The organism is Spirillospora sp. NBC_01491, assembly GCF_036227065.1.
GTDB classification, from domain to species: domain Bacteria; phylum Actinomycetota; class Actinomycetes; order Streptosporangiales; family Streptosporangiaceae; genus Spirillospora; species Spirillospora xylanilytica.
In genome coordinates this window covers 1750343-1764331 of sequence record NZ_CP109432.1, presented here as the reverse complement: position 1 = coordinate 1764331, position 13989 = coordinate 1750343, and the positions used below count along the sequence as shown (strand labels likewise).

The 13989-nt window shown below is 73.3% G+C and carries 11 protein-coding genes; 5 read left to right on the top strand and 6 right to left on the bottom strand.

What is annotated here, in order from left to right; all coding sequences use genetic code 11:
- Positions 1 to 55 precede the first annotated feature (55 nt).
- The gene (locus tag OHA34_RS08740; protein WP_329521291.1) at positions 56 to 742 is read left to right on the top strand and encodes a hypothetical protein; all 687 of its coding nucleotides are present in this window, start codon (positions 56 to 58) and stop codon (positions 740 to 742) included.
- Positions 743 to 1145: 403 nt separating this feature from the next.
- On the top strand, positions 1146 to 3383 hold the full coding sequence (gene recD2 / locus OHA34_RS08735) for an SF1B family DNA helicase RecD2 (RefSeq protein WP_329521290.1): 2238 nt from the start codon (positions 1146 to 1148) through the stop codon (positions 3381 to 3383).
- Positions 3384 to 3390: 7 nt separating this feature from the next.
- Here the strand turns inward: recD2 and OHA34_RS08730 are convergent, their stop codons facing one another.
- The 4 genes from OHA34_RS08730 to OHA34_RS08715 form a co-directional block, all read right to left on the bottom strand.
- Positions 3391 to 4191 (bottom strand): MBL fold metallo-hydrolase, encoded by an 801-nt coding sequence (locus OHA34_RS08730; protein WP_329521289.1) that lies wholly within the window; start codon positions 4189 to 4191, stop codon positions 3391 to 3393.
- A gap of 164 nt (positions 4192 to 4355) precedes the next feature.
- Positions 4356 to 4967, bottom strand: coding sequence for a TetR/AcrR family transcriptional regulator (locus OHA34_RS08725; protein ID WP_285940541.1), 612 nt, complete (start codon positions 4965 to 4967; stop codon positions 4356 to 4358).
- Between the two features lie 45 nt (positions 4968 to 5012).
- Positions 5013 to 5570 (bottom strand): NADPH-dependent FMN reductase, encoded by a 558-nt coding sequence (locus tag OHA34_RS08720; RefSeq protein WP_329521288.1) that lies wholly within the window; start codon positions 5568 to 5570, stop codon positions 5013 to 5015.
- Between the two features lie 41 nt (positions 5571 to 5611).
- A complete protein-coding gene (locus tag OHA34_RS08715) occupies positions 5612 to 7117 on the bottom strand; it encodes a peptide ABC transporter substrate-binding protein (protein WP_329521287.1) in 1506 nt (501 codons plus the stop codon).
- A gap of 239 nt (positions 7118 to 7356) precedes the next feature.
- Between OHA34_RS08715 and OHA34_RS08710 the strand changes: the two genes are divergently transcribed.
- On the top strand, positions 7357 to 8808 hold the full coding sequence (locus OHA34_RS08710; protein ID WP_329521286.1) for an LVIVD repeat-containing protein: 1452 nt from the start codon (positions 7357 to 7359) through the stop codon (positions 8806 to 8808).
- A gap of 89 nt (positions 8809 to 8897) precedes the next feature.
- Here OHA34_RS08710 and OHA34_RS08705 read toward each other — a convergent pair whose 3' ends face one another.
- Positions 8898 to 9449: a CGNR zinc finger domain-containing protein gene (locus OHA34_RS08705; RefSeq protein WP_329521285.1), complete on the bottom strand. Its 552-nt coding sequence runs from the start codon at positions 9447 to 9449 to the stop codon at positions 8898 to 8900.
- A gap of 308 nt (positions 9450 to 9757) precedes the next feature.
- The gene (locus tag OHA34_RS08700) at positions 9758 to 11275 is read right to left on the bottom strand and encodes a glutamine synthetase family protein (RefSeq protein WP_329521284.1); all 1518 of its coding nucleotides are present in this window, start codon (positions 11273 to 11275) and stop codon (positions 9758 to 9760) included.
- Positions 11276 to 11395: 120 nt separating this feature from the next.
- On the opposite strand from OHA34_RS08700, the gene OHA34_RS08695 reads away from it, so the two are divergent.
- Positions 11396 to 12511, top strand: a complete 1116-nt coding sequence (locus OHA34_RS08695; RefSeq protein WP_285940530.1) for an amidohydrolase family protein — start codon at positions 11396 to 11398, stop codon at positions 12509 to 12511.
- A gap of 65 nt (positions 12512 to 12576) precedes the next feature.
- Positions 12577 to 13971 carry an FAD-dependent oxidoreductase gene (locus OHA34_RS08690; RefSeq protein WP_285940528.1) on the top strand — a complete coding sequence of 465 codons (1395 nt, stop codon included), beginning with the start codon at positions 12577 to 12579 and terminating at the stop codon, positions 13969 to 13971.
- Positions 13972 to 13989: the final 18 nt, after the last annotated feature.

The following is a 13989-nucleotide window of genomic DNA, read 5'->3' as shown; positions in this document are numbered from 1 at the left end:
CGCCGCATCCGCACGTCCTTTGACCTGACGGCCCGCGACTTGCGACGATCGGAGCATGCTGAAGGTTCCGCTGCGCGATGTCGACGCCGGTCTCAGGGAGAACGGGTGCGGCGCCAGGTTCGCGATCGTCATGGTCGATTTCGAACCCGCCGCGGCGTTCGAACTGGTCGATGCCACACACCCGACCCGATCGAGGCAGGAGTGGGCGGACGGCAGAGCGGACGCGAGGTCCCATCCGCCGGGCGGCGAAGACCTACGGGCCTACAAGAACGCGTTCGCCGATGCGATGCGTCGGGAACTCGGGCGGGTCGCCGTCAAGGTGATCCTCACCCGCCTCCGGTATCACGAGGTCGACAGCAGTGAGCGCGCGTTCGTTCTGGCGGCTCGGCGCGCCGCGCGGGAGCTCTACCGGCGGGTCCCGTGCCGGCTGAGCCGGCCGGTGCGCGGAGTGCGGGTCAGGGACGCGGGCGTGTACCACCGCGGCGCCCGCTATGCCGCGGGCATCACGGTCGATTTCGAGCCCGCCGACGAGTATGCGTTCGTCAGCACGGTCGATTCGCGTCGCGTTCCGAAGGATCACGTGGCCACAGTGCGCGAGGTCTTCCACGAGGAGGCGGGCGGCCAGCCCGTGCGGATCGTCCTCACCGGTGAAGAGCATGACAACGTCCTCGCCTTCCGCTTCCGGGACGTCACCCACCAGGCGGTGAGTGAACTGCGCGCCCACCTCCGCCCGGCGGAGTGAGCCCAGGCGCCGGCGGTCGGTGGGCCCCTCCCATTCCAGCGGCCGGGGGTCAGCGTTGTGAGCAGGGGTGACGGTGTTCGGGGCTGGGCGCATCGGCGCGTCCGGGGACCCGCCCCCGGCGGGGTCGATCATCGTGACGGTCATCGCCGGCCCCACAGCCGCAGGAGGGCGCGCCAGGTGCCCGTGGCGAGCCAGACCGTGCCGTGGACGAGGGTGCTGAGCCCGATGCCGGGCACTGCTCCATGCATGGTGTAACTCCTCTCTCGCGTTCGGTGACCATCCTCGGTCGGCGGGCACGGCGTCGCCAAGACCCTCGCGAAACTGTGGATAACCTCGGCCCGGGGTTATCCACAGAATTTGGTTCGGGTCGTGATCGTCGTACTGATCCGCCATCATCGGGAACGTGACGAGCAGCAGTGGTCCGCCCCCGCCCCCGTCCCCGCCGGTGCGGCTGGAGGCCGTTCTCGAGCGCATCACCTATGCCAATGAGGACACCGGCTACACGGTCGCGCGGGTCGCCACCGACCGCTCCGGCCCCGACCTGCTCACCGTGGTCGGGGCGCTGCTCGGCGCGCAGGTGGGGGAGAGCCTGCGGCTCACCGGCCGGTGGCGGTCCCATCCCCGCTTCGGACGGCAGTTCGAGGTCGACTCCTACACCACCGTGCTGCCCGCGACGGTGCAGGGGATCCGCCGCTACCTCGGCTCCGGGATGATCAAGGGGATCGGGCCGGTGACGGCCGACCGGATGGTCGTGCACTTCGGCACCGACATCCTGCGGATCATCGAGGAGGAGCCGGGTCGCCTGGTCGAGGTGCCGGGCCTCGGGCCCAAGCGCACCCAGCGCATCGCCGACGCCTGGGAGGAGCAGAAGGCGATCAAGGAGGTGATGCTCTTCCTCCAGGGGGTGGGCGTCTCCACCTCCCTCGCGGTGCGGATCTACAAGCAGTACGGCGACGCCTCGATCGCCACCGTCCGCCGGGAGCCCTACCGGCTCGCCGCCGACGTGTGGGGCATCGGGTTCAAGACGGCCGACACCATCGCCCAGGCGGTCGGCATTCCGCACGACAGTCCCGAACGCATCAGGGCCGGATTGCAGTACACGCTGTCCGAGGCCGCCGACGACGGGCACTGCTTCCTGCCGGAGCCCAACCTGATCACCGCCGCGGAGAAGATCCTCGGCGTGCCGCGCGAGCTGATCGGCCCCGCCCTCGACGGTCTCGCGGCCGACGAGGGCGTCGTCCGCGAGCCGATCCCCGGGCCCACTGACGGCGACGCCACCATCCCGGCCGTCTACCTGGTGCCGTTCCACCGGGCCGAACGGTCCCTCGCGCGCGGGCTGCGCGAGTTGCTCGACGCCGGGCACGACCGGCTCAAGACCTTCGCCGACGTCGACTGGGCGCAGGCCCTCGGCTGGCTCGAGCGGCGCACCGGCACCGCGCTCGCCCCAGAGCAGGAGGAGGCGGTGAGGCTCGCGCTCACCGCCAAGGTCGCGGTGCTCACCGGCGGCCCGGGATGCGGCAAGAGCTTCACCGTGCGCTCCGTCGTCGAGCTCGCGCACGCCAGGAAGGCCAAGGTCATCCTGGTCGCGCCCACCGGCCGCGCGGCCAAGCGGCTCGCCGAGCTGACCGGGCACGAGGCCGCCACCGTGCACCGGCTGCTCCAGCTCCAGCCCGGCGGCGACGCCAAGTTCGACCAGGACAATCCCCTCGACGCCGATCTGGTCGTCGTCGACGAGAGCTCCATGGTCGACCTGATCCTCGCCAACAAGCTGGTGAAGGCCGTTCCGCGCGGCGCCCACCTGCTGCTCGTCGGGGACGTCGACCAGCTCCCGTCCGTCGGGGCCGGCGAGGTCCTCGCCGACCTCCTGGGCGCCGAGACGGTCCCGCGGGTGCGCCTGACCAGGATCTTCCGGCAGGCGCAGCAGTCCGGCATCGTCGTCAACGCGCACCGGGTGAATTCCGGGGAGCACCCGCAGACGAGCGGCTATCCGGACTTCTTCCTCTTCCCCTGCGACGAGCCCGAGGGCACCGCCGCGCTCACCGTCGACGTCATCACCAACCGCATTCCCCGCAGATTCGGCCTCGACGCCCGCCGTGACGTCCAGGTCATCGCGCCCATGCACCGCGGCCCGGCGGGCGCGGGCGCCCTCAACGCGCTCCTCCAGGAGTCGCTCACCCCGCACCGGGAGTCGCTGCCCGAACGCCGCTACGGCGGACGGGTCTTCCGGGTCGGCGACAAGGTCACCCAGCTCCGCAACAACTACGACAAGGGCGAGGCGGGGGTCTTCAACGGCACGGTCGGGGTCGTCTCCGCCGTGTCGCCCGACGACCAGACGCTCACCGTGCTGACCGACGAGGAGGAGAGCATCGACTATGCCTTCGACGAACTGGACGAGCTGGCCCACGCGTACGCCATCACCATCCACCGGTCACAGGGCAGCGAGTACCCGGCCGTCGTCATCCCGCTCACCACCGGATCCTGGATGATGCTGCGGCGCAACCTGCTCTACACGGGGATCACCCGCGCCAAGAAGCTGGTCGTGCTGGTCGGCTCGCGCCGGGCCCTCGCCGCCGCCGTCCGGACCCCCGGCGCGGGGCGGCGCCACACCGCCCTCAGGCACCGGCTGGCGGTCCCGGCCTGAACGGACGTCACCGGTAGCGGTCGAACTCCCAGGGGTCGTGGGCGCAGAACACCTCGATCTCGTTCTTGAGGGCCAGTTCGCGGAGCCGCGCGACGTTGTCCAGGCGCAGGGCGCGGTCGACCTCGGCGCCGACCTGGACGAGGTCGAGCAGCGGATGGGTGCACGGGTCGGGCCGGTCCACCTCACCGTGGTAGAAGTACGCGTCGCCGGCGTGGAGGAGCGGGCGGTCCGCGTCGTCCACCGCGACGGCGACGTGCCCTGGCGTGTGACCGCCGAGCGGGACCATGAGGATCTCCGGAGGCAGGCCGTCCAGCGGCCGTACGCCCTCGAAGCCGAACCACGGGTCGCCCCGCCCGTCCTCGTACGTCGCCCAGCGGGGACCGTGCGCCAGTTGCGCGGACCGGTATGTCCCGGAGTCGGAGAGCGCCGCGGCATGCTCGGCCGCGTGCACGTGCACCGTGGCGTCCGGGAAGTCCCCCAGGCCACCGGCATGGTCGCTGTGCAGATGGGTGAGTACCACGTGCCGGACGTCCTCGGGCGAGTACCCGAGCCGTGCGACCTGCCGCACCGCGGTCTCGGCGGGATCCAGGGCGGGTGCGGCGAAGGCGATCCAGTCCGCCCCGAGCCGCTCGTCCGGATCGGCGATGTCCGGCGTCCCGATCCCGGTCTCGACCAGTACCAGGCCGGCCGAGTCCGTCTCGATCAGCAGGCAGTGACAGACCGCCCGGGTCGGCTTCAGCGGGCTGTCCGCGCCGTCGACCGGCTCGATCTCCGCCAGCGATCCGCAGTTGAGGTGATGGACGCGCAACGCATACTCCTTGATTGATCTCTATGACGGGTACAGAGGCCGAGACGCCGTATGCATGCGAGTGGACCCCAGACGGTCGACTCGGACGGTTTGGGCAGGGGTGGGCCACGGCAGGGGTGGGGCGTGCGGCTGGGGCTGCGGCCCGGGGGCCGGCGGGGGATGTCCTACAGGGGAGCCGGGGTGGTGCCGGTGGCCGGTGCGGTGGCCAGCTCGATGAGGTCGCCGAGTTGGCGGGTGATCGTTTGGATGACGGTGACGTCGCGCTGGACGCGGGCGAGCATGACCACGCCCTGAAGCGACGAGAGCACCAGAGCGGCCAGGGGGTCCGACGCGTCGTCCGGTACGCCCCAGCCGCGCAGGGCGGTGGCGATGCCGCGCTGCCAGCCGTCGTACGCCTGGTCGCAGGCGGTGCGGAGGGAATCGCTGGCCGCCGAGGTCTCCAAGGCGACGGTCGCGACGGGACAGCCCTTGCTGAAGTCGGACTCCAGCAGGGACTGGGCGAAGTACTCGCCGAGAGCGGCGACTCCCGTCCGGCCGTCCGGGGCGGTCGAGGCGGCGGCCATGAGGGCCTCGCCCAGCTCCGCGCCCGAGAGCGCCACCGACTCGGCGGCCAACTGCTCCTTGCCGGCGGGGAAGTGGAAGTACAGCGAGCCCTTCGGCGCATGGCTCTCGGCGAGTACCTGGTTGAGCCCGGTGCCGTGGTAGCCCTGCCGTTGGAACAGCTCGGACGCGGTTCGCAGGACCCGGTCTCGGGTCTCTCCCTGGGATGCTGCCATGCGGCCACCCTAGACCAATCGGTCTATAGTGATCAATAGACCGGTCTACCTAGTTGTCCCCGGGGCGCGGCTGTGGGCGGCCAGGGCCTGGATCGCCCGGGTGATGGCGGTGCGGGTCGCGGGGGGTTGGACGAGGCCGTCGGGGCCGACGTCGTCACGGGTGACCGGGATGCGCGCGCAGGCGGCTTCGACCAGGTCGGCGCCCGTGTAGCGGAGCACCTTGCGGAGGGAGTCGTGCGCGTCGGCGCCGCCGCTCGGGGCGGCGGGGGAAGCGACGTTGATCCAGGCGGTGGGCTTGTCCTGGGTCTCGACCCCGCCGACCGTCCAGTCGAGCAGGTTCTTGAAGGAGCCGGGCAGCGCGCCCGCGTACTCGGGTGTGCAGATCAGCAGCGCGTCCGCGGCCTCGATCGCCGCGCGCAGGGCCGTCACGGCCGGGTGCAGCGGGGCGTGGTCATCGTCGGGGTCGAAGTGCGGAAGCTCGCGCATGCCGCCGAACAGCGTCGCCGTCACGCCGTCGGGGGCCCGGTCCGCCGCCGTCCGCAGCGCCGCCTCGTTCGTCGATCCCGCACGCAGGCTTCCACAGATCATCAGCACGGTCGTCATGATCGGTGAGGCTAGCCGGAAGAGGCGGTGACGCCGTCCGACTACTCCTTGAGTGCGAGGCGGTCGAGGTGCAGGCCGGTGAAGGGTTCGGCCCTGACGCCGCGCAGCCGTTCCGACCAAACCAGGTGCTCGTGGGACGACCACAGGGGCATCGCCGGCATGTCGCGGAGCAGCGCGGTCTCCGCGAGCCGGGCCGGGGTCACGGCCTCCTCGGGGGTGGCGGCGCGCTCGGCCTCGTCGATCAGGTCGGACGCGTAGCCGTCGGCGAGTTCGCGGAGGGGCGCCAGCGCGGCGACCGGGGCCGGGTAGGCGGCGGTGGTGTGCAGGACGAACGGGCCGTCGGCGCCGCGCAGCTCGGCAGGCTCGGCCGGTCGGGTCCGGACGTCCAGCTTGAGCTCCTTGCGCAGCTGGCCGGCGACGGCCGTCACCCCTGCGGCGTCGCCGGCTTCGTACCGGATCGTGACCGGGCCGGTCGGCCCGCCCGCGTCGGCGAGGGCGGCGGTCGCGGCCTTGGAGTCGTGCACGCACAGACGGCACTGGCCCTCGCGCCGGCCGGGCAGGACGCCGGGCGGGACGAGCGCGTTCGCGGGGGACGCCTGGTGGCCCAGCGGTCCCTCGGTGACGGCGCTCCGGTCGATCGCCATGGACATCGCCTGGCGCAGCGCCGGGGACGAGAGGTGCTCCGCCCGCTCGGGGAAGACCAGATAGGTCGTCGTGCGGCCCGGCAGCGCGAGATGGCGGCCCCGGAAGTCGGTGTCCATCGACGCGTGCCGTCCGGGCGGCACCTGCGTGGCTAGATCGAGGTCGCCCGCCTCGACGGCCGCGTACTGGCGGGCGGCGTCCGGAATCGCCTCGACCACGATCTCGCGGCCTCCGGCGGGACGCCGGAGCACGGTCCCGGACGCGTCGTGGGACCGCACCCGGTACGGGCCGTTCCCGATCGGGAGCCGCCCGTACGAGGCCCAGTCGCGCGAGCGCAGGACGCTCTCGGGCATCGGCAGGAACGCCGGGTCGCCGAGCAGTGCGCGGAACCCGTTCAGGGGCCGGTCGAGCGTCACCTCGAACGTCCGGTCGTCCTCGACCTTCAGGCCCGCGACGCCGGCCGAGCGGCCGACGGCGCGCGCGGCGCCCTTGATCCCGGCCACGTCGGTGAGGAGCGGAGCGCCGTGCCAGTTCTCGTTCAGCACCGACGTCCAGGCACCGGTGAAGGAGCGCGCGGTGACCGGGCTGCCGTCGTGGAACCGGCCGCCGGGCCGCAGCCGGACCGTCCAGACGCGGCGGTCCGGGCTGGTGACCGACTCGGCCGCGGCGTCGGCGGGGACACCGGTCGCGGCGTCGTAGGCGACCAGGCCGGTCCACACGGCGCCCGCGATCATCCGGCCGGTCCGGTCGCGGACGTCGCCGGGGACCAGGGTGGCGGCGGGCGCCGCGCCGACCGAGATGCGGGGGTCGGCGGGATCGCGCAAGAGCGTGAAGCCGGCGATCGGTCCCACGAGCACCAGCATCGCGCCGGTCAGCAGGGCGGCGGTGCGCGGGGCGCTCTTCAAGCGGGCCTCCCGGGTGTCGGCGTGCTCGGCGTGCCCCGGAAGCCCGGGGCCGACCCGCTCGGTCGTGCCGGGCGCGTCCCCGGCCGCCGGTGAGCGTACGGCACGCCCCTACGGCCACGGAAGACAGGGACGAGCGCTCCTGACACTCCTGAGGCCGATTCGTGATTCCGTGCCCATTGATCAGCGGGGCCGCACTGTTCACACTGACGCTGCGAAGATCCGCTCGAAGTGGAGGCGCGATGTTGCCCCGCAGACCAGCCCGCACCAGACGGCTGCTCCAGGGCGTCGGCGCGGTCACCGCGTCCCTGGCGCTGATGGCCGGCACTGCCTGGGCCTGCCCGCCGGAGCCCGGATACCCGCAGACCACCAAGGCCGGCGAGGCCCGGGGAGAGCGCGGCGGCGCCGGCGCCTCCGGGCACGCCGGGCACTACCGCCCGGCCGAGACGGGCAAGGCCGAGGCGTCCGAGGCGATCAAGGGCGTGCGACGGGTCGGCGGGGTGCCGGAGGCCAAGGGCGCCATCTCGCTGATGTTCATCGACTACGGCACCGGCCGGCACAAGCGGACGATCATGTACGCGACCGGCGATTTCGGGCTCAAGGCCTACGACATCAGCGCCGACCCGCGCGTCCCCACGCTGGTCGGGCAGCTCAACATGCCCGGGATGTGGGAGACCGAGGACACCGACTTCGATCCCCGGCGGAAGATCATCTATCTGTCCCGGGACCCGCGCGCGTTCGGCGGCAGCACCGCCACCGGCGAGTCGGGCGTCTACGTCGTGGACGCGTCCAAGCCGGAGAGCCTGCGGCAGATCACCTACGTGAAGGTCCCGGCCGGGCACACCACGACGTGTGTCAACGACTGCGCGTACCTGTGGACGGGCGGGCCGGCGAAGGCGAGCTGGATGCCGGCCGACTGGGGCGGCCGTCCGGTCTGGGTGACCGACGTACGCGACCCGGCCAGGCCGAAGGTGCACAAGGACCCGATCGACACCGGCCGCAACGACGGCAAGACCGACTACACCCACGACATCCAGGTGGACTCCGACGGGGTGGCGTGGGCGTCCGGGCGCGGCGGCGTCCGCGGCTACCACACCTCGGGACGGCACTTCGACCCGCTGAAGAAGAAGTGGCGCAAGGCGACCGCCCTCGACCCCGTTCCGTACGCGGGCGGCGGTCTCGACGAGGCCACCACCAACTCCACGTTCATGCACAACAGCTACCGCGCGGTCGGCCGCACCCGGGACCAGGCCGCCGACCCGCGCAGGTGGGGCGACGGCAAGCTGCTGTTCATCACCGAGGAGACCTTCAACGACGGCTGCGCCAACGACGGCCTCCTGGTCATCGCCTCGCTGAAGGGCTCGTACAAGGGCGAGGGCTGGAAGTCGACGCCGGACAAGAAGTTCCGGCTGAACACCGTCGCGACCTGGGGCGTGGCCGGGCAGGAGGGGAGCGATCCGACGAGCACGGACTGCTCGGCGCACTACTTCGACGTCCGTGACGGGGTGCTGGTGCAGTCGTTCTACTCGCAGGGCACCCGGTTCCTCGACGTGCGCGACCCGACCAACCCGCGGCAGCTCGCCTACTACCGTCCTGCGGACGCCGCGTCCTGGCAGCCGTACTGGCACGGGAAGTACGTCTATGTCGCCGACAACACCCGTGGCATCGACGTGTTGCAGCCGACCTTCCGCTAGAGGCGACCGGCTGTGGGGGTTCCTCCGCGGGCCCGTCCCTTCTGTCTGGGGACGGGCCCGCTGCCACGTCCCGCGTCAGGCGTCCCGCGTCAGGCGTCGGCCGTGGGGAGGGTGCGGCGGCGGGCGCGGAACGCGGCCACGTTGGTCCGGTTGGCGCACGCCTCGGAGCAGAAGCGCCGCCGGCCCGCCCGTGAGGTGTCCGCGTAGACCCGGTCGCAACCGTCGGCGGCGCAGACGCCCGTGCGGCTGAGGCCGTGGCGGCAGACCAGTTCCGAGAGGTTCATCAGCGTGCTGGCCTGGAACCGCTGCGGCAGCCGGGCCGAGGGCGGCGCGAAGTGCATGTGCAGGCCGTGTGGTTCGTGGTTGGCGATGTGCGGGTGCATCGGTATCCGGAGCATCAGCCCGTTGAGCATGGCCGCGGCCTCGGCGAGGTCGGACGTCTCGAAGAAGGGCCGCAACGTACGGCCCCACGCGCGCAGGTCCTCGGCGTCGTCGGGCTCGAACTCCCGCCAGAAGAACTCGTTGTCGCGCAGGATCGCGCGGAGGGCGTCCGGGCCGTCGTCGCCGTCCGCGCCGGTGACGGCGTTGACCAGCGCCACCGCGGCGGCGGTGCCCTTGCTCTTGTACCCGATCGTCTGCATTGCCCGGCTCCTACTCGCATGCCATGCTGTAAATGATATCTTTTCAACAACCCTTACAACGGCCCGCGAGTGACGGGATGCGCGGTGGAGGATTGCCCAAGCTGTGGATGGCCCCAGGCGGAGGTCTACCGGGTGCTGTCACGCCATCTGACCTCCGAGGGTGTGGTGACCTACAGCCGCTGCGCGTGCGGACGGCTCCAGGTCCGGACGCAGCCGTTCGACGCGGGGACGGTGGTGTCCACGGGGCCGGGGGACGGTTCGGGGCGGTGTCGCGCCGGCGGCTGAAGGGGCGCCGCGGCGCCGGCACGTCAGTGCCGCCAGCGGGTCGCCGCGGTGATCTCCTCGGGCGTCGCGCCGTCCAGGAGTTCGATCTCGCCCCGCCGGACGACCGCGACCGTGTCGATCACGGCCTCGCCGAGCGCCTCGCGCAGCGCCGGATCGGCCTCGAACGCCGCCACCGACTCCTCCAGCGACGACGGCAGCGCGATGATGCCGCGGTCCGCGCGGGCGTCCGCGGACAGCGCGCCGGGGTCGAGGTCGACCGGCTCGGGCAGCTCCGCCTCGGCGCCGATCCCGGCGCGTCCCGCCGCCAGCAGCGCGGCGAGGGCGAGGTAGGGGTTGGCCGCCGGGTCGAAGCACTTGATCTCCAGATTGGCGGCACGGGCCCGCTCGCCGTCGGCGCCGGCGACGAACCGCAGCGCGGCCTCCCGGTTCTCCAGCCCCCAGCAGGCATAGGCGCCCGCCCAGTGCGACGGGATGAGGCGCAGGTAGCTCGCCACTGACGGCGCGCCCACCGCGAGCAGCGCGGGCAGCCGGTCGAGGATTCCGGCGGCGAACGCCTCGCCCGCCCCGGTCATCCCGTACGGCCCGTCACCGCCTGCCATCACGTTCACCGCCGCGCCGCCGGCCGGACCCCCCGCCCCGGTCGCGCCCGCCCCTGTCCCGGCGGTGCCCGCCGCCGCGCCGTTGGCGGCCGTGCCGGCCGCGGTGGGGTCGCCCTGCCACAGGCTCAGGTGGATGTGGCCGCCGTTCCCGACCGAGTCGGCCTCCACCTTGGGGGAGAACGAGGCGACGAACCCGTGCTCCAGCGACACCGCGCGGATCGTCTCGCGGACCAGGACGGCGGTGTCGGCCGCGCCGACGGGGTCCTCGGCCGCCACGGACAGCTCGTACTGCCCGGCCGCGTACTCGGGGTGGATCTGCTCGACCGCGACTCCGGAGGCGGCGAGCGCCTGGAGCAGGTCGCGCAGGTATCCGGCGAGCTCGCTGATGCGGGTCATCCCGTATGCGGGGCCGCCGCTCGCGGGACGGAATCCGCCGCCGTCGCCCTCCGACACCGTCCACTCCACCTCGAACGCGGTCAGCGCCGACCAGCCCAGCGCTGCCAGCCGCGCGACCTCGCGGCGCAGCAGCGCCCGGGTGTCGAGCGGGTGCACGGTCCCGTCCTGCGCGTACCGCAGGGCCGGGGCGAGGGCCCAGCCGGGCAGCGCCGGGAGCGGGACGAGGCGGTCGAGGTCGGGGTGCAGCCGCAGGTCGCCGACCGGACCGCCCACGTACCGGCCGGAAACGATCGAGTCGTCCAGCAGGAACGCGTCGAACACCGGCGACATGCCCACGCCCCAGGTGGCGGCGTGCTCGAGCCGGGCCACCGGGACCGCTTTGGTACGCGTGATGCCGCTGATGTCGACCCAGGTCAGGGCCACCGCGGCGACGTCCCGGCCGGCGAGCTCGGCGGCCAGTGCGGCGGCGCGGGCGCCGAGCCGGGCGCGTTCGTCCCGGTCGAGGGCGCGCTGCCCGCCGTCCCGGCCGTAGGCGGTTTCTTCCACGTTGCGGTCCCCGATCGGAAGTGGCGGTGGGCGGCGACGGTGCGCACGGCCCCGTCCAGGGCATCGTAGGAAGACCGGGGGACCATTTCACGGTCGACACGTGATGCGAGGGGGAGACACGTGCTGGAGAGGCTGGAAAGACTGAGCCTGATCGATCACCACTGCCACGGGGTGCTGCGCCGTGACCTCGACCGGGCCGAGTTCGAGTCGCTGCTCACCGAGGCCCGCGCGCCGGGGCCGCTCGGCGGGAGCCTGTTCGACTCGCAGGCGGGGTTCGCGCTGCGGCGCTGGTGCGCGCCCGTGCTGGACCTGGAGACGCACGCCGATCCGGACGACTACCTCGCCCGCCGCGCCGAACTGGGCGCCGACGAGGTCAACCGCCGCTTCCTGGAGGCGGCCGGGCTCGACGCGCTGTGCGTGGACACCGGCTACACCCCGGAGCCGCTGACGGCCCCCGCCGAGCTGGGCGGCCTCGCAGGCGCGCGGGCGCACGAGATCGTCCGGCTGGAACGGGTCGCCGAGGACACGGCGGCGGACGGGACGGACGCCGCCAGGTTCGCCGACGACGTCCGGACCCGGCTGGAGGCGCGCGTGCGCGCGGGAGCCGTCGGCGCCAAGTCCGTCGCGGCGTACCGGGCCGGGCTGGAACTCGCCGGGGAACGCCCGTCCGACCTCGAGGTCGCCGCCGCGGCCGGACGGCTGCTCCGCGAGGAGATGCCGCCTCGGGTGGCGGATGAGACGCTGCACCGGTTCCTCGTCTGGTGCGCCGCCGACCTCGGGCTGCCCGTGCAGTTCCACGTCGGCTACGGGGACGCCGACGCCGACCTGCGGCGCGGCGACCCGCTGCTGCTGACCGGGCTGCTCCGGGAGCTGGCGCCCACAGGGACACCGGTGCTGCTCCTGCACAACTACCCGTACCACCGGCAGGCCGGCTATCTGGCGCAGGTCTTCCCGAACGTGTTCGTGGACGCCGGACTCGCCACGCACAACCTCGGCCACCGCGCGCCCGCGCTGATCGCCGAGCTGCTGGAGCTCGCGCCGTTCGGCAAGGTGCTGTTCTCCTCGGACGCGTACGGGCTGGCCGAGTTCTACCACTTGGGGGCCCTGCTGTTCCGGCGCGGGCTGGCGCGCCTGCTCCGCTCCGGCGCCACCGAGGGCGCCTGGACCGAGCGAGACGCGCTGCGCGTCGCCGAGCTGGCCGCCGCGGGCAACGCGCGCCGCGTCTACCGGCTGTAGGGACGCCCGGTACCGGCGGGTACGCTCAGAAATGATCTACTTTCGAGCCTCCGGGAGTGCAGGCGATGGCCGAGCCCGCGCGCGAGCGCCTGCTGGTGATCGGCGGTGACGCGGCCGGGATGAGCGCCGCGTCCCAGGCCCGCCGCCGGCGCGGCCCGGACGAGCTGGAGATCGTCGCGCTGGAGCGCGGGAGCTTCACCTCCTACTCGGCGTGCGGCATCCCGTACTACGTCGGCGGCGTCGTGGCGGACGCGGACGCGCTGATCGCCCGGACGCCGGCCGAGTTCCGCGAGCGCGGCATCGACGTCCGCCTCGGCCGTGAGGCCGTCGAGATCGATCCGGACCGCGGCCGGGTGCGGGTCCGCGAGCTGGACGGCGGCGCCGAGCGCTGGGAGGGCTACGACCACCTGATGGTCGCGACCGGCGCGGTGCCGTCCCGGCCCGACCTGCCGGGTGCGGACGCCGCCGGGGTGCACGGGGTGCAGGTCCTCGGCGACGGCATCGAGATCCGCCGCGAGCTGGAGGCGCGGGCGCCCCGCCGCGCCGTCGTGGTCGGCGGCGGCTACATCGGCCTGGAGATGGCCGAGGCGCTGGTCATGCGCGGCGTCGAGGTCACGCTGGTGGACGGGGCCGAGCAGCCGATGCGCACGCTCGACCCCGACATGGGCGCGCTGGTCGCGGACGCGCTGCGCGGTGTCGGCGTCCGGCTCCGGCTGGGCGAGCGGGTCGAGGGGTTCGACACCGAGGGCGGGCGGGTGACGGCGGTCCGCGCGTCCGGCGGCGTCCTGCCCGCCGACCTGGTGATCCTCGGGCTCGGGGTCAGACCGGACAGCGCGCTGGCGGACGCCGCCGGGATCCCGGTCGGGCCGACCGGCGGCATCGTCACCGACCGCCGGATGCGGACCGGCGCCGAACGGGTCTGGGCGGCCGGCGACTGCGTGGAGACCCGGCACCTGGTCTCGGGCGGCCCGGTCGCGATCGCGCTCGGCACGCACGCCAACAAGCAGGGCCGGGTGGCGGGCATCAACCTCGGCGGCGGGTACGCCACGTTCCCCGGCGTGGTCGGCACCGCCGTGTCCAAGATCTGCAAGGTCGAGGTGGCGCGCACCGGGCTGAACGAGGCGGAGGCCGCCGCGGCCGGGTTCGCGGCGCTGAGCGCCACGGTCCAGTCGACCACCCGGGCCGGCTACCACCCGGGCGCCACCGCGATGCGGACCAAGCTCGTCGCCGAGCGGCGCACCGGACGGCTGCTCGGCGCGCAGATCGTGGGGGAGGAGGGCGCGGCCAAACGCGTCGACGGCCTGGCCATCGCGCTCTGGAACGGGATGACGGTCGAGGAGATGACCGGCCTCGACCTCGGCTACGCGCCACCGTTCTCCCCGGTCTGGGACCCGGTCCTCATCGCCGCCCGCAAGACCGCCGAACGGATCGAGGAGGACATGCGCGGGACCGCCCCTTGACCGAGGCGATGTCGTAGG